This window comes from Enterobacteriaceae bacterium Kacie_13 (genome assembly GCA_013457415.1).
In the GTDB taxonomy this organism is placed as follows: Bacteria; Pseudomonadota; Gammaproteobacteria; order Enterobacterales; family Enterobacteriaceae; genus Rahnella.
Window position 1 is genome coordinate 3,029,185 of sequence record CP045665.1, and the last position, 16,414, is coordinate 3,045,598.

Sequence of the window (16,414 nt, forward strand, 5' to 3'; positions counted from 1 at the left end):
AAAAACTAGTTTGCTGAATGTAAATGAGAACTGCCATAACCTGTATTAATAATACAAAAAAAAAGCATTTTGAATCAAGCAATAAGGTCTGTACCAAGCGACATCTTTTCCTCTGTAGAAATAACAGTGCCGGTGTTTTTCCCGCTAAAATAACTGGCTTTATAGAAAGGTGATAAAAACAGCAAATCATGACTCCCATATATCTATGATATACCCAATGATTATTTGTAATAGCACGAAGTGCCCCGGCATTTATAAGAATAACCTTAGTCATTTAGACGGAAAATGTCTGGCCATCTATTATGTTTAGTATTCTTTACTAACTTCCAAATCTTTTAACTCATCGGATTTCTTTTCTCTCCTTGCCCGGAGCATTCAGCTCATTTTGAACGCAGCCTGCGCTCAACTGCACTAAAGCCTGCCGGCTATGCTAAAATGCTGTCACTTTGCACCTGGGTGTTTAGGGTGAGTCCGTTGATATACCCCCTTCTTTTTACTGTATAAAGTCGGGAGCGCTGCCTGGCAGCCTGCCTGAGGAGAAATAATGAGTAATTGCGATTTTACCACTGAAGCGAACGTTGAAACCCTGGCGACAGAAGTTGCCTGCCTGAAAGCTACCCTGACTCTTATCCTGAAAGCGGTCGGTCAGGCTGATGCGGGTAAGATCATGTTGAACATGGAAAAATATGTCTCGCAGATAGAAGATGAACAGCAGGCAGCAATCTTCAGAAATTCCCTGCAGCAAATCAAATTTGCCTACCGTCAGTAATGCTGTTTCGGAGTCTGTCGCCCGACGGACTCCGCCCCTGAAAAGCTTCCCGCCCTGAATTCTGCTATAATCATGCCCTCTTCTTATTTCATCAGGACAAAAGTAATGAGCGAAAATAATAAAGAAAACAAAAGTAAAGCCGACGACGTACACGTGAGCGACGGTCTGGCTGAACTGATTGAAGTATCTGAGCAACTGACAGAAGAAGAAATTGAAAAAGCGGCACAAGAAGCCAGACAAGCCGTTGAAGACGCCAAAAAACAAAAACACCACTGATTCATGCACCGCAACGTCCTTGCCCCACAGCAGGCCATCGCGCCGCTGTCCGTGGATTATCAGCACGGTGACAGCGAACCGGCGCACAGTCACAGCTGTTCGCAGCTGATCCACACACTGTGCGGCGTTGTTGAAGTCCATACCGCGCTCGGTACCTGGATGGTTCCGCCGGGGCGCGGTGTCTGGTTACCTGCCAACGTTAAACACAGCCTGCGTTTTATCGGCGGCGTTAAAGCCCGCACCCTGTTTGTCGATCAACTGGCCCGCGCGGATTTGCCCGCCCAGTGTCAGGTGGTCCAGATTTCCCCGCTGCTGCGCGAACTTATTCTGGTCTCGCTAACGATCCCCGCCGATTATCTGCCCGGTGGCCGTGACGAGCGCATTATGGAATTGCTGCTTGATGAGTTACGCCTGTTACCAACGCTGCCGTTGTATTTACCTGAACCTAAAGAACCTGAACTCCTGACACTCAGCCAGCAGATTTGCCACGATCTGAGCGCTTCGTGGGAACTTGAGGAAGTCGCCGCGCGGCTGAATATCAGCAGCAGAACACTTTCCCGTCGCTTTCAGCGCGAGACGGGATTGCGTTTCAGTGACTGGGTACGTCAGGCAAAATTACTCGAAGCTCTGCAACAACTGGCGGCCGGAAATTCGGTGATTGATGTGGCGCTGGCACTGGGCTACGACAGCCCAAGTGCCTTCAGTGCGATGTTCCGCCGCTCACTGGGCGTCTCGCCGAGTGAATATTTTAGTTAGCCAGAGTCCCGCCCGCCGCATTAAACAACGCCTGCAATGAGGCGCTGGAGACATCACTGTCGATGCCCACGCCGTAGCACGTTTCACCGAGTTTCCCCTGACAACTCACATACGCCACTGCCCGGCTGTGGCTTTGATGCCCCAGGGTGTGTTCGTGATAATCGCCGATTTCCAGCTGAATATCGTAGCTGCGGCGGAACGCATCCACCGCACCGGACAACAAACCGTTGCCGCTGCCGGAAATATGCTGCTCTTCATTGCGATAACGGATACGCGCGTTGAAATGGCAGACGTTCTGCTCATCGCTGCGGATGTCGTAACTCAGCAATTTCACCACCGGTTGCTCAATCAGCCCGTAACGCTGACGGAACAGCCGCCAGATATCACTGGTGCTCATTTCTTTGCCGTGAGAATCAGTTTCACGCTGAACAGCTTTGCTGAAATCGATCTGCAAACCGCGCGGCAGTTTCAAGCCATGATTCTGCTCCAGCAGCCAGGCAGCACCGCTTTTTCCGGACTGGCTGTTCACGCGGATCACCGCTTCGTAGCTGCACCCGACGTCTGCCGGATCCAGCGGCAGATAAGGAACGCGCCAGACGTCATTGTCTGAGGTTTTCTGCGCAGCAAAACCTTTTTTAATGGCATCCTGATGCGAGCCAGAAAACGCAGTAAACACCAGTTCTCCTGCATAAGGATGACGAGGATGCACCGGTAACTGGTTACATTCTTCTACCGCCTCGACGATGGACTGCAGATTACTGAAATCCAGTTCAGGGGAAACGCCCTGTGTGTACAGGTTCAGCGCCAGCGTCACGATATCTACGTTACCAGTACGTTCACCATTGCCAAACAGACAGCCTTCAACCCGATCAGCCCCCGCCAGCATCGCCAATTCGGCACAGGCTACACCGGTTCCGCGGTCATTATGCGGATGCACGCTGATAGAAACCTGTTCGCGGCGGCTAAAATGACGGCAGAACCATTCGATCTGATCGGCATAAATATTCGGTGTGCTGACTTCCACCGTCGCGGGTAAATTAATGATCATTGGCCGCGCATTGCCCGGCTCCCAGACATCGGCGACTGCTTCACACACTTCCAGCGCAAACTCCAGTTCAGTAAAACAGAAGGTTTCCGGTGAATACTCAAACGTCCACTGGGTTTGCGAATATTGTTCGCAAAGCTCACGGATCTGCTGCGCGCCGCGAACCGCCAGATCACGCGTGGCATCTTTGTCCTGATTGAAGACGACTTCGCGAAATACCGGCGCCGTGGCGTTATATAAATGCACGATGGCGCGTGGCACATCTTTCAGCGCTTCAAAAGTGCGCGCGATTAAGTCCGGACGCGACGGCGTCAGCACTTGTATTACCACGTCGTCCGGGATCAGCTTGTCTTCAATCAGACCACGAACAAAATCAAAATCAGTTTGCGATGCCGAAGGGAACGCAACCTCAATCTGCTTAAAACCACAGCGGATCAGCAGATCAAAAAACTGGCGTTTGCGGGCGTTGTCCATCGGCTCAGCCAGCGCCTGATTGCCATCGCGAAGGTCGCTTGAACACCACTGAGGTGCCTTTTTCAGCACGTTTCCCGGCCACTGGCGGTCGGGTAAATTCACCGGTGGGAAGGGACGATATTTTTGCGATGGGTCGGTTAACATGGGGTTCTCCTCAGGATGCGTCGTGGCAGGTTTTGCTTTGGGGTATACGTCTTTACCTTGTGAAATACATAGTACGCAAACGATAACTTCCTGCGCCTTGCTAACTGACAGCAACTCTCGCAAAACGGACAAAATGAAAAGGAGTTTGAATCTAAGGGGAAAAATGGCTTTCGGTGCTGCATAAAAAAATCCGCCGAAGCGGATTTTTTTATGCACGTTATTCGCTAGTTTTAGGACGAATATGGTAGGTACCTAAGATACTGCGGTCGGTTTCGAGACTGATGCTCTGCCCTTTCGCATCCACGGTGATGGAGCCAGTGGTTTTGGTCAGCGCACAGGCAATGCGGACTTCAATTTTGCGCAGGCCGTTTGGCACATTCAGATCAACGTACTGATTAAAGTGCAGGGAAGCTACGGTCTGACCGTCCAAAATCACAATCAGTGGACAGGTTTTCTCAAACGGCACCGTGGACCACTGATCGATACGATGCAACCTGATGTGTGTCTGCCCTTTCGGCGCCGAGGTACTGGCGTTAGCGAAAGAGGATTTGACCTGAAGGGTCGGTTCATAAGGATTGCTTGCGCACCCGGCTAAAAGCAGAGCAGCCAAGGCCACCAGTGTTTTTTTCATCGTTATCTCCCTGAGTTTATGCACGAATGATAGCAGCGTGCGCGGCGCGGGCAACAAAAAACCGGTGAGAGTTGCGCGTGGCCGAAAGGGAGGCGGTAAAAGCGGCATAAATCTGTGACGTTAGTATGAAAATCAACCACCCGAATTGCTAATCGCCGTCCGCTGGTATTTGATACTCTTATTAGGATTTATCCGATGAGACGTTCAACCAGATTCAGGAAGCACCTATGTACAGCTATACACTTATCGCCCCCGCCGGGATCGTAAAGACCTATGAAGACGAGTTTCGCGAGAAAGGCATTGAGCTGCTGGTTGCCAAACAGAATCGCTCAGAAATGGTGGTTTTACGCAGCAGCCAGTTTACTGAAGAACGCGCCTTTATCACTCACGTCCACCTGCTGATTTTTAGTCTGTGTATGCGGGTACAAAAACAACTTAAAAACGGCAATAAACCGAATACGACCATTATGTATTAATTTTCTGCGCCCGCTTAACCCTGTTCAGGCCTCATCCTTTGAGGCCTGACGCCCACGGCTTCACCTATTTCCCTTCTGCAAAGAATTGCGATATCTAAAAATAATCCTACTCAATAGCTCAAATATATGCAGGTTCCCCGAGGTTATTTTCGTCAAAAAATCGTCATTAATTTTGACTGGAGTTGAAATCAAATAATCATTATCAAGGAAAGGCTGGGCGAGGAAAAAAATCAGAGAAGGAAGGGGTTATCATTTTGATTTATAAAATGTTGGTGGGTCGTGCTGGGTTCGAACCAGCGACCAATTGATTAAGAGTCAACGGCTCTACCAACTGAGCTAACGACCCAACGGGACGGATTATTCGCCTGTTGGCCGATGATGTCAAACGCTTATCCCTATTTTTTTTGCCGTTATTCAATTTGAGAATTGTGAAGCTCATCACAAGCAAAAGCGGTATTATTCCCTGTGCATTAACGCTCATCTGATTAATTAACACGCAGTTATCTCCGATGTAAAAATTACGATACATTTTTCCGGTTGGCATTTTTCATGCCAGTTATAATAAATGCGCACTTAACATTACTATTACATCGATACGCCGTCGCTGCCGTTTCCAGTGATGGTCAAAATAACTGCGTTTTAAAACTTAATTTGTTGCAATGAATGCGATATGGCGGAGTTCATACGCAAAAGCAAAAAACAGGAATCAATACAACATGCAAGACGAGTCAAAAATCCTCACACAGCCAGTGGAAGAGAACGCCGAAGGTCTGCGGCGCAATCTCTCCAACCGGCACATCCAGCTGATTGCTATTGGTGGTGCTATCGGCACAGGTCTGTTCATGGGTTCAGGTAAAACCATCAGCCTGGCAGGCCCTTCTATCATCTTCGTGTACATGATCATCGGCTTTATGCTTTTTTTCGTGATGCGCGCCATGGGCGAATTGCTACTGTCCAACCTCGAATATAAATCCTTCAGCGACTTCGCCGCCGATCTGCTCGGTCCGTGGGCGGGCTATTTCACCGGCTGGACCTACTGGTTTTGCTGGGTGGTAACCGGCATTGCCGACGTTGTGGCCATTACCGCTTACGCCCAGTTCTGGTTCCCCGGACTTTCGCAGTGGATCGCTTCACTGCTGTGCGTTTTACTGTTACTTAGCCTGAATCTCGCCACAGTAAAAATGTTTGGTGAGATGGAATTCTGGTTCGCGATGATCAAAATCGTCGCTATCGTCGGGTTGATCATTGCCGGATTGGTGATGGTACTCACTCACTTCCAGACGCCAACCGGCACCGTTGCCTCTTTCAGCAATTTGTGGAATGACGGTGGACTCTTCCCGAAAGGCATCAGCGGCTTTTTCGCTGGTTTCCAGATAGCAGTGTTTGCTTTCGTCGGTATCGAACTGGTCGGGACAACCGCTGCCGAGACCAAAGATCCACAAAAATCCCTGCCGCGCGCCATTAATGCGATCCCACTGCGCATCATCATGTTCTACGTTTTCTCGTTAATCATGATCATGTCAGTGACGCCGTGGAGCCACGTCGTTGCGGATAAAAGCCCGTTTGTTGAGCTATTCGTTCTGGCAGGCCTGCCTGCGGCGGCGAGTATCATTAACTTTGTGGTGCTGACCTCGGCGGCGTCCTCTGCCAACAGCGGTGTTTTCTCCACCAGCCGCATGTTGTTCGGCCTGGCCCAGGAAGGGAATGCACCGAAAGCGTTCGGCAAACTCTCCTCACGCGCAGTACCGTCGAACGGTCTGACCTTCTCCTGCATCTGCCTGTTGGGTGGCGTGGTGCTGATTTACCTTATCCCCAACGTGATGACCGTTTTCACGCTGGTCACCACCGTGTCAGCAATCCTGTTTATGTTCGTCTGGACCATCATTCTCTGTTCGTATCTGGTCTACCGCCGTAAACGTCCGCAGCTGCACGCAGTATCCATCTATAAAATGCCGCTAGGTAAACTGATGTGCTGGGTCTGCATGGCGTTCTTCGCTGGCGTACTGGTGCTGCTGACCTTGCAGGACGACACCCGTCAGGCACTTATCGTCACACCGCTGTGGTTCGTGATCCTGGGGATTGGCTACTGGCTGCGAAGCAGAAGCCGCCGCGATTAACTGAACCGGTAATAGTAGAAAGGAGCCTTTACGGCTCCTTTTTCTTGGGTTGTTTACTCCACATCCAGCGCCGATCTGAACTGCCGCCACATTTTCACCGCTGAGGGTCTGGCCGAGGCCACTTTGACCGGTAATTGAGGCGGTTCTCCGGCTTTCATTTCGCCGAGATCGAACACAAAGCTGTAATCGGGTTCCTGCCCCATACGTAAGTCGCTGATCAGAATATGACCGCCCTGCTCTTTTACGCTAAAGAAACCGTGGCTGAACCAGGCAACGCGCGCCAGAAACGCGTTGTCTTTGTGTGCTTCATATAACGCTTCACCGCGCGGATAAAAGCGGAAGCGAATCGCTGAATCCGGGTGCAGCAGCGAGGTGAATCCCTCGCCGTAGCTGTCTTTGGTCATCACCACTACGCGCCAGACTAATGTATTAAGTGGGGTCGGCGTGACCAGAACCTGCGTACTTTGGATGTTTTGCCGCTGTAACTCTTCGCCAACGTGCGCTGTCACCTGATGTTGTTCGACCACGGTGCAGGCCAGATACAGACAACTGACGCCCAGCAGCACGTTGTTCCAGACAATCCCGCGCTGACGTTCACGGTATAACGCCAGCCCGACGCCGATAATCAACGGCAAGGTATAGAGCGGATCGATGATGAAAATACTGCCGACCGCAAACGGCGTATTCGTGAACGGCAGACCAAGCTGCGTACCGTAGACGGTCATCAGATCCAGCAGCGGATGGGTGATCAACGCCAGCCAGACCGCGCCCCACCAGTGCCGGAAGTGCTGCCCGGCGCTGAACAGTCTGGCCATCAGCCATGCCAGCAGTGGTGACAGCAGCGTCAGATAGAAAAGCGCATGTGTCTCGGTACGGTGCAACGTCATATTGCTGATGGCATCACCATGATCGTAAAAGACATCGAGATCCGGCAAAGTTCCGCACACGCCGCCCGCCAGCGCGGCTTTCCACACCGGCACGCGTTTGCCCATTACCGCGATGCCTACCGCAGCGCCCAAGACTAATTGTGATACCGAATCCATCCTGACCTCTTTAAGCCCGAAGCTGTATGCCTTCGGTAATAATGCGCTGTACGTTACTCACGGTCTGCTCGAAGAAATCAGGGTCGTTGAGCGTTTTGCCAGTAATGGCTTCGACCTGTACACCAAAATCCGCGTAATGCTGCGTCGTTGCCCACAGCATAAAAATCAGCTGCATCGGGTCAACTGGCGCGATTAATTGGTCTTTTATCCAGCCGCGGATCACGTCGGATTTATCTTCCACCAGTGTTTTCAGGCTGCCGCCGAGCTCCTGCCTGAGCAGCGGCGCGCCCTGTACCATCTCCAGACAGAACAGACGCGAGGCCTGCGGGTGGTCACGCGAAACACACAGTTTCAGGCGGATGTATTCGCGGATCGCTTCCAGCGGATGCTGATCTGACTGCAACGCTTTCAGCGGTGCCAGCCAGATATCGAGCAGGCCTTTCAGCACCGCAATATACAAATCCTCCTTCGACGGAAAGTAGTACAGCAGATTGGTTTTCGAGACGTCGGCGCGCTCGGCGACCTGATCCAGGCTGGTGCCATGAATACCGTACAACGAAAAAAATTCCAGCGCCGCGGCCATGATATTGCCACGCTTGGCGGCGACGGCGCGCGAACGTCGCGTCGGGGCTTTCGCTGCGGCTTTGCGGGTTTGGGTTACCCCGGCCGCAGGCTGCGGATGTTCATCCATTGGCTTCACAATGTCTCCCTGAGACAAACGGCAAGGCAGAAATCATAACAAATGGGAATAGAGGCGACTATCGCTATGCATCCCCATGATGAACGCAACATGTTATCTAACACCACATAACTATAAAGGATTATAAATTTAACAAATTTGCACCATTTCTGTTCAATCCTGCCTGATTTACGTGCAGTTTGTTTTGACCAAATGGTCTGAAACAGACCATTTGCTCCACCTAAAAACAAAATATTTTCTTAACTCACTGAATATTAAGGTCATTAAAAAACTGGCATCCCCTTTGCAATAGTCCTCACGTCAGGAAATTTCAGCCCGGTGCAATTCGGAACCCGCAGGACGCACTCAAGCCGCGCAGAGAATTTCACAAGCCCTTGTTTTGATGTCTAAATTTCAAAAACATGTCATGAGGTGAGCTATGAAAATCGGCGTCTTTATTCCTATCGGTAACAACGGCTGGTTGATTTCTGAAACCGCGCCGCAGTACAAACCGACTTTCGAACTGAATAAAACCATCGTGCAGAAAGCCGAACACTACAATTTCGATTTCGCGCTGTCGATGATCAAACTGCGCGGCTTCGGCGGTAAAACCGAGTTCTGGGAACACAATATGGAGTCGTTCACGCTGATGGCCGGTCTGGCCGCCGTGACCTCCCGCATCCAGCTCTACGCCACCGCCGCGACGCTGGTGATGCCACCGGCCATCGTGGCGCGCATGGCCGCCACTATCGACTCAATCTCCAACGGCCGTTTCGGCGTCAACGTAGTTACCGGCTGGCAGAAACCCGAATACGAGCAGATGGGCATGTGGCCGGGTGATGACTATTTCAGTCGCCGCTATGACTACCTGACCGAATATGTCAGCGTACTACGCGATCTGTGGGGCACCGGTCATTGCACCCTCGACGGCGAATTCTTCAAGATGGACGACTGCCGCGTCAGCCCGCGTCCGCAGGCCGAAATGAAAGTCATCTGCGCCGGACAAAGCGACGCCGGCATGGCCTTCTCCGCCAAACACGCTGACTTCAACTTCTGCTTCGGCAAAGGCGTCAACACCCCGACCGCTTTCGCACCGACCGCCGCACGTATGAAAACCGCCGCCGAAGCCGAAGGCCGGGACGTCTCTTCTTATGTACTGTTTATGATTATCGCCGATGAAACCGATGCCGCCGCCCGTGCAAAATGGGAGCTGTATAAATCCGGCGCCGACGCCGGTGCGCTGGCATGGCTCACCGATCAAAGCAGCAAAGACACCAAATCCGGTGCTGACACCAACGTCCGCCAGATGGCTGACCCGACCTCTGCGGTCAATATTAATATGGGTACGCTGGTTGGCTCTTATGCCAGCGTCGCCAAAATGCTCGATGAAATCGACACCGTGCCGGGCGCAGAAGGCATTCTGCTGACCTTCGATGATTTCGTGGAAGGTATCGAAAACTTCGGTCGCTTCATCCAGCCATTAATGAAAACCCGCCAGCACATCGCGGCAGAACAGAAAGAGGTAGCGTAATGACTTTTTTTGAGAAACCTAAAGCGGTCGACCACCAGACCATTGTCCGCCGCGAGCCGAAAAATACCGGTGACGAAACTATCCTCACCGCCCGTCCGGAAGCCATCGCCTTCACGCCGCAACAAACGGCACTGATCGTCGTGGATATGCAGAATGCCTACGCGTCGCAAGGCGGTTATCTGGATCTGGCGGGTTTTGATGTTTCCGCCACCGCACCGGTGATTGCCAACATCAAAGTGGCAATTTCCGCCGCACGTGCCGCAGGTATTAAAGTGATTTTCTTCCAGAACGGCTGGGACAATCAGTACGTCGAAGCGGGCGGTGCGGGTTCACCGAACTTCCACAAATCTAACGCGCTGAAAACCATGCGCAAACGCCCGGAACTGATGGGCAAACTGCTGGCGAAAGGCGACTGGGATTACGATTTGGTGGATGAGATCCAGCCGCAACCGGGCGACATTGTACTGCCAAAACCGCGTTACAGCGGCTTCTTCAATACCCAGCTCGACAGCCTGCTGCGCAGCTACGGCATTCATCATCTGGTCTTCACCGGCATCGCCACCAACGTGTGTGTTGAATCCACGCTGCGTGACGGTTTCTTCCTCGAGTATTTCGGTGTGGTGCTGGAAGACGCCACCCATCAGGCAGGCCCGGAGTTCGCGCAAAAAGCGGCAATCTACAACATCGAAACGTTCTTCGGCTGGGTATCGGACGTGCGCAGTTTCTGCAATGCGGTGGGTTACAAATCTGAACTAAACGCAGCCTGACCGGCCGCAGATAAGGAAACGCGAATGCCTAAAAGTGCAATTATTCCAGCCGGTACCGGCGTACCACTGGCGCCGTTTGTTCCGGGCACGCTGGCCGATGGCGTGGTGTATGTCTCCGGTACGCTGCCTTTTGATAAAGATAACAACGTCGTGCATTTGGGTGATGCCGCAGCGCAAACCCGCCATGTGCTGGAGATCATCAAAAGTGTGATCGAAACCGCTGGCGGCACGATGGATGACGTCACCATGAACTCGATTTTCATCACCGACTGGGCGAATTACGCGGCGGTGAATCAGGTTTACGCACAATATTTCCCCGGCGAAAAACCGGCGCGGTTCTGCATTCAGTGCGGGCTGGTGAAACCGGGCGCGCTGATCGAAATCGCATCGATTGCCCATATCGGTAAGCCGTGAGGTAACGCTATGTATTACAAGGTGTCAGGTAAGAAAAATGCAGATGCCGAAACCGTGGTGCTCTCCTCCGGCCTCGGGGGTTCGGGCAGTTTCTGGCAGCCACAACTCTCATTGCTGAATGAACATTTTCGCGTGGTGGTGTATGACCAGCACGGTACCGGCGCCAGCCAGGGCAGCGTCCCCGCAGGTTACCGGATGGAAGACATGGCCGACGAACTGGCCGGGCTGCTCAACGAACTGGACATCAACCGCTGTCATCTGGTGGGTCACGCCCTCGGCGGCATTATCGGCCTGCACCTTGCCCTGCGTTATCCGGCGCTGCTGCAAAGTCTGGTGGTGATCAACGGCTGGGCGAGGCTCGACAGCCAGACCCGTCGCTGCTTTGAAGTGCGTCAGAATCTGCTGCTCAACAGCGGCGTCGATGCCTACGTGCAGGCGCAGCCGCTGTTTCTGTATCCCGGTGACTGGCTTTCTGCAAACGAAGCGTTGTTACAGGAAGAGCGCCAGCATCAGGTGGCGCATTTTCAGGGGATGGAAAACCTCCTGCACCGCTTACAGGCGCTGATGGCATCCGATCTCACCGAAACGATCGGGCAGGTGATCGCCCCGACGCTGGCATTGAGCTGCAAAGATGATTTGCTGGTGCCTTGGATGCGCTCCGTCGATCTCGCCGCGCGCCTGCCCAACGGTGAACACACGCAAATGTTGTACGGCGGCCATGCGATGAGCGTAACTGACCCCGATACCTTTAACCCTATTTTACTGGACTGGCTGCTACGGCATTCATCGCAAAACACGGCCACGCCGTCCAGTCACCTGCCCACGGAGACATCATGGCCGAAGCATTAACCGCCAGCGCACTGGCGACTTTATTCACCGAAGCCCGTACCCACAATGGCTGGCAGAACAAACCGGTCACCGGTGAACAGCTGAAAACGATTTATGATCTGGCGCGTATGGGGCCGACCTCCGCCAATTGCAGCCCGGTACGCATCGTGTTTATCCAGAGTCAGGAAGCGAAAGAAAAGCTGGCTCCGGCGTTATCGAGCGGCAATCTGAAAAAAACCATGACCGCGCCGGTCACGGCGATCATCGCCTGGGATCCGGAGTTTTACGAGTTGCTGCCAGAACTGTTTCCGTCCGGCGATGCCCGTTCGTGGTTCACCTCCAGTCCGCAACTGGCCCACGATACCGCGTTTCGTAACAGCAGTTTGCAGGCGGCATATCTGATCCTCGCCTGCCGCTCGCTGGGGCTTGATACCGGCCCGATGTCCGGTTTTGACAATGCCAAAGTGGATGAAACCTTCCTGTCGGATACCGGCTGGAAATCCAATTTTCTGATAAATATCGGCTACGGCGATAACAGCAAAGTATATCCGCGCGCGCCGCGACTGGATTTCGACCGCGCCTGTCGTGTGCTGTAAGTCACTGACATAACTCTGAGGACCCGCTCATGCAAACCACACTGAATGCCGTGGATTTACCCGTTGCACCTGCCGCGATCAGCGCGGTTGAGGAAAAAGCCGCTGTTGAGAAGCAAGCTGCCGTTGAAAAAAAAGAGTATCGCGATGCGATGGCGCACCTCGGTTCCGCCGTCAACATCATCACCACCGACGGCCCCGCTGGCCGTGCCGGATTCACCGCCTCGGCGGTGTGCAGCGTCACCGATTCTCCGCCCACGCTGCTGGTGTGCCTCAACCGCTCGGCCTCGGTATATTCCGTTTTTAAGGAAAATCAGGTGCTGTGTGTAAACACGCTGGCGGACTGCCATGAGTCGCTGTCCAACCTGTTCGGCGGAAAAACGCCGATGGAACAACGTTTCGGGGCCGCCGAGTGGGCCCGTCTGGCCACCGGTTCGCCAGTCCTCACCGACGCGCTGGTGTCTTTTGACTGTAAGGTCACGCAGATCACCAGCGTCGGCACCCATGACATTCTTATCTGTGAAGCCGTCGCGCTGCGACGTAACGACGAACGCCATGGACTGGTGTATTTCGACCGCCGCTATCACCCGCTGATGCGTCAGTCTGCCTGTTAATTCAACCTGATTAGGGAACACAGCATGGCGAACACTTACTTTCCAACATGGCGTAAAAGAGAAGGCAATTTAGATGGCGCAGTGATCGCGCCGGAAGAACGGCTGCCATTAGGGCCGACTGTGGTGATGGGACTGCAACATACGGTGGCGATGTTTGGTGCCACCGTGCTGATGCCTCTGCTGATGGGCTTCGACGCCAATATGGCGATCCTGATGTCCGGTATCGGCACCCTGCTGTTCTTCCTGGTAGTCGGCGGACGTGTTCCCAGTTATCTCGGTTCCAGCGCAGCGTTTGTCGGGCTGGTCATCGCGGTGACCGGCTACAGCGGCCACGGCGCTAACCCGAATATCGGCGTGGCGCTCGGCGGGATTATTGCCTGCGGCGTGGTCTATACCCTGATCGGATTTGTGGTGATGGCCGTTGGTACGCGCTGGATTGAACGTCTGATGCCGCCGGTGGTGACCGGGGCGGTAGTGATGGCGATAGGCCTGAACCTCGCGCCGATCGCCATTAACAGCGTCTCGGCGTCATCCTTCGACAGCTGGATGGCGGTGATGACGGTGCTGTGTATCGGTTCAGTGGCCGTCTTCACGCGCGGTCTGGTGCAACGTCTGCTGTTGTTGCTCGGCCTTATCGCCGCCTACCTGATTTATATGGTGGTGACCAACGGACTGGGGCTCGGCGCGCCGGTAGATTTTTCGGCCGTGGCGCAGGCACCGTGGTTTGGCGTTCCGGCCATCACCACGCCGGTCTTCAGTTCGCATGCCATGCTGATGATAGCGCCGGTGGCGGTGATTCTGGTGGCAGAAAACCTCGGCCACATTAAAGCGGTCGCAGGCATGACCGGCAAAAACCTCGACCCGTATATGGGCCGCGCGTTTGTTGGCGATGGTCTGGCGACGTTACTTTCTGCGTCAGCAGGCGGAACGGGCGTCACCACCTACGCAGAAAACATTGGCGTCATGGCGGTCACCAAAATTTACTCCACGCTGATTTTCGTCGCGGCAGCTATTGTTGCCATTGTGTTGGGCTTCTCGCCCAAATTTGGTGCACTCATCCACACCATTCCCGGCCCGGTGCTCGGCGGCGCGTCAATCGTGGTGTTCGGGCTGATTGCGGTAGCCGGTGCGCGCATCTGGGTACAAAACCAGGTAGATCTGGCGCTTAACGGCAATCTGATCATGGTTGCAGTCACGCTGGTACTGGGCGCAGGCAATTTTACCCTGAGCCTTGGCGGCTTCAGCATGGGCGGTATCGGCACAGCGACGTTCGGTGCGATCCTGCTGAACGCCTTTCTGAGCCGCAGCAACAAAGAGAAAACATTGCCTGTTTCAGAAACTGGCACAGAAGCTGCATTAAAAGATCACTGACGACCTCAGTTTCTCCTTAGCTCATCATTTTTGATGATCGCCAGCGGTTAGCCGGTCCACCCGTCCGGTTTAGCCGCTGGTTTTTTTCTTTCTGCCTTCCCCATTCCTGTTTTCCAGCTAAGCAATGCAGATTTCCTTCGTTCACCTGCCCTTTAAATTGGTTTGTTATGGATCCAGCACTTTCGTTCTATGCGAACGGAAAAGTGATTCATCTGCTTATAAGAAAAGGGTTTAACTATGCAAAACATTCGCCGGAAAAGCGCCCTCGCTCGCGCACTGGCTTTAGGGGTTCTTCTCACCAGTGCGTCCACCGTATTTGCCGCCGATGGCGCGCCGGTTCAGGGCGGCACACTGATTTATCTCGAACAGCAGGCACACACCAATCTCTATCCTCCGGCGGGCGGCTTCTACCCGAACGGCGGCATTCTCAATCAGATAACCGATAAACTGACTTATCAGAACCCGCAGACGCTGGAAGTGGAACCCTGGATCGCTGAATCCTGGACGTTCAATGCCGACAAAACCGAGTACACCTTCAAACTGCGTCCGGGCGTGACCTTCTCCGACGGCACGCCGCTCGACGCCAATGCGGTGGCTAAAAACTTTGACACCTACGGCCTTGGCAACAAAGAGCATCATCTGCCGGTCTCCGAAGTCATTAATAACTACGACCACAGCGAAGTGATCGACCCGCTGACCGTGAAGTTCTATTTCAAAAAATCCTCTCCGGGCTTCCTGCAAGGGACGGCCACGATTGGCTCGGGGCTGGTTTCACTGAGCACGCTGAACCGCAATTTTGATACGCTGGGCGATGCGACGCACATCATCGGCTCCGGTCCGTTTGTGGTCAGCAAAGAAACCCTCGGACGCGAAGTCGATCTGACAGCGCGTAAAGAGTACAACTGGGGTCCGAAAAACCTCAAACAGCAGGGCCGCGCCAATCTCGACGGAATCAAAGTGATCGTCACCGGCGAAGACAGCGTGCGTATCGGCGCGCTGCTGGCGGGTCAGGCCGATTTCATCCGTCAGGTTCAGGCGTATGATGAAAAGCAGGCCAAAGACCAGAACTTCCCGATTTATGCCGCGCCGACCAAAGGCGTGAACGATGGCATCGCCTTCCGCCCGGATAACGCGTTGGTGTCAGATCTGAAAGTACGTCAGGCACTGCTGCACGCCACCAACAGCAAGCAGGTGGTCGATACCCTCTTTTCACCAAACTATCCGCAGGCCACCTCGGTCATCGCCAAAACCGCTGCCGGTTACGTTGATCTCAGCCACAAGCTGACCTATGACCCGACGCTCGCCAAAAAGTTACTCGACGAAGCGGGCTGGAAACCGGGCGCGAACGGCATCCGTCAGAAAGACGGCAAAACGCTGGCGCTGACAATTTATGAATCGCTGCCGCAGCCGCAGAACAAAGAGGTGTTGCAGCTGGTTTCCCAGCAGTGGAGTCAGGTCGGCGCGAAGCTAAATATTCTGGCCGGAGACGCAGGCAGCCGCGTGGCGGATAACCTTGATCCGGAAAAAACGCCGGCTAACGTCGTCGAAGTTGGCCGCGCCGATCCTGACGTCATCAAAAGCTCGTTCTACCCGACCAACCGTGATGCGCTGCTGCAAAAAGGCGGCCTGAGCAGCAAGGTGAAAAGCTTCCGTGACGACAAACTTAATGATCTGCTGACCGCTATTTCGGCAGAAGTGGATCCGAAAAAACGTCTGGCGCTGACGGCGGATGTGCAGAATTACCTGCTCGATCAGGCTTACATCATTCCGATTTTCGAAGAGCCACAGGTCTTTGCCGGTGCGCCGTATCTGAAAGGCGTGAATTTCGAAGCCGTTGGTCGTCCGAGCTTCTACGGCGCATGGCTGGAAAAGCATTAACAGGCAGG

At 53.6% G+C, this 16,414-nt stretch carries 17 protein-coding genes and 1 tRNA gene; 13 read left to right on the top strand and 5 right to left on the bottom strand.

Going from position 1 to position 16,414, the window contains the following annotated elements:
• Positions 1-544 precede the first annotated feature (544 nt).
• The 3 genes from GE278_13830 (at position 545) to GE278_13840 (ending at position 1,801) form a co-directional block, all read left to right on the top strand.
• The gene (locus GE278_13830; protein ID QLK61786.1) at positions 545-769 is read left to right on the top strand and encodes a DUF2594 family protein; all 225 of its coding nucleotides are present in this window, start codon (positions 545-547) and stop codon (positions 767-769) included.
• A gap of 72 nt (positions 770-841) precedes the next feature.
• Complete coding sequence (locus GE278_13835; protein QLK61787.1) at positions 842-1,045, top strand: hypothetical protein; 204 nt, start codon at positions 842-844, stop codon at positions 1,043-1,045.
• 3 nt (positions 1,046-1,048) lie between these two features.
• Positions 1,049-1,801: a helix-turn-helix domain-containing protein gene (locus GE278_13840; protein QLK61788.1), complete on the top strand. Its 753-nt coding sequence runs from the start codon at positions 1,049-1,051 to the stop codon at positions 1,799-1,801.
• Here the strand turns inward: GE278_13840 and leuA are convergent.
• Positions 1,794-3,464 (bottom strand): 2-isopropylmalate synthase, encoded by a 1,671-nt coding sequence (gene leuA, locus GE278_13845; protein QLK61789.1) that lies wholly within the window; start codon positions 3,462-3,464, stop codon positions 1,794-1,796. The two genes, GE278_13840 and leuA, sit on opposite strands and share 8 nt — an antisense overlap.
• A 217-nt stretch (positions 3,465-3,681) precedes the next feature.
• On the bottom strand, positions 3,682-4,095 hold the full coding sequence (locus tag GE278_13850; GenBank protein QLK61790.1) for a hypothetical protein: 414 nt from the start codon (positions 4,093-4,095) through the stop codon (positions 3,682-3,684).
• A 227-nt stretch (positions 4,096-4,322) separates the two neighbouring features.
• Here GE278_13850 and GE278_13855 point away from each other — a divergent pair, with 227 nt between their 5' ends.
• Entirely contained in the window at positions 4,323-4,571 is a 249-nt protein-coding gene (locus tag GE278_13855; protein QLK61791.1) for a hypothetical protein, read from the top strand.
• A 270-nt stretch (positions 4,572-4,841) separates the two neighbouring features.
• On the opposite strand, the gene GE278_13860 is transcribed toward GE278_13855, so the two are convergent.
• Positions 4,842-4,917 (bottom strand) — tRNA-Lys (locus GE278_13860).
• A 370-nt stretch (positions 4,918-5,287) separates the two neighbouring features.
• Here GE278_13860 and cycA point away from each other — a divergent pair.
• Positions 5,288-6,688: a D-serine/D-alanine/glycine transporter gene (gene cycA, locus GE278_13865; protein ID QLK61792.1), complete on the top strand. Its 1,401-nt coding sequence runs from the start codon at positions 5,288-5,290 to the stop codon at positions 6,686-6,688.
• Between the two features lie 53 nt (positions 6,689-6,741).
• On the opposite strand, the gene GE278_13870 is transcribed toward cycA, so the two are convergent.
• Positions 6,742-7,731, bottom strand: a complete 990-nt coding sequence (locus tag GE278_13870) for a metal-dependent hydrolase (protein QLK61793.1) — start codon at positions 7,729-7,731, stop codon at positions 6,742-6,744.
• A 10-nt stretch (positions 7,732-7,741) separates the two neighbouring features.
• Positions 7,742-8,431, bottom strand: a complete 690-nt coding sequence (gene rutR / locus GE278_13875) for an HTH-type transcriptional regulator RutR (protein ID QLK61794.1) — start codon at positions 8,429-8,431, stop codon at positions 7,742-7,744.
• Between the two features lie 418 nt (positions 8,432-8,849).
• Here rutR and rutA point away from each other — a divergent pair, with 418 nt between their 5' ends.
• From rutA to GE278_13915, 8 genes are all read left to right on the top strand, one after another.
• Complete coding sequence (gene rutA, locus GE278_13880) at positions 8,850-9,941, top strand: pyrimidine utilization protein A (protein ID QLK61795.1); 1,092 nt, start codon at positions 8,850-8,852, stop codon at positions 9,939-9,941.
• Between the two features lie 80 nt (positions 9,942-10,021).
• Positions 10,022-10,708 carry a pyrimidine utilization protein B gene (gene rutB / locus GE278_13885; protein ID QLK63297.1) on the top strand — a complete coding sequence of 229 codons (687 nt, stop codon included), beginning with the start codon at positions 10,022-10,024 and terminating at the stop codon, positions 10,706-10,708.
• 24 nt (positions 10,709-10,732) lie between these two features.
• Entirely contained in the window at positions 10,733-11,122 is a 390-nt protein-coding gene (gene rutC, locus GE278_13890; GenBank protein QLK61796.1) for a pyrimidine utilization protein C, read from the top strand.
• A 9-nt stretch (positions 11,123-11,131) separates the two neighbouring features.
• Positions 11,132-11,971, top strand: a complete 840-nt coding sequence (rutD, locus tag GE278_13895) for a pyrimidine utilization protein D (protein QLK61797.1) — start codon at positions 11,132-11,134, stop codon at positions 11,969-11,971.
• Complete coding sequence (locus GE278_13900; GenBank protein ID QLK61798.1) at positions 11,956-12,546, top strand: malonic semialdehyde reductase; 591 nt, start codon at positions 11,956-11,958, stop codon at positions 12,544-12,546. Before rutD ends, GE278_13900 begins: the two co-directional genes overlap by 16 nt.
• A gap of 29 nt (positions 12,547-12,575) precedes the next feature.
• Complete coding sequence (rutF, locus tag GE278_13905) at positions 12,576-13,157, top strand: pyrimidine utilization flavin reductase protein F (protein ID QLK61799.1); 582 nt, start codon at positions 12,576-12,578, stop codon at positions 13,155-13,157.
• A gap of 24 nt (positions 13,158-13,181) precedes the next feature.
• A complete protein-coding gene (rutG, locus tag GE278_13910) occupies positions 13,182-14,528 on the top strand; it encodes a pyrimidine utilization transport protein G (GenBank protein QLK61800.1) in 1,347 nt (448 codons plus the stop codon).
• A gap of 237 nt (positions 14,529-14,765) precedes the next feature.
• Positions 14,766-16,406 carry a TIGR04028 family ABC transporter substrate-binding protein gene (locus GE278_13915; protein ID QLK61801.1) on the top strand — a complete coding sequence of 547 codons (1,641 nt, stop codon included), beginning with the start codon at positions 14,766-14,768 and terminating at the stop codon, positions 16,404-16,406.
• The last annotated feature ends 8 nt before the right edge of the window (positions 16,407-16,414 follow it).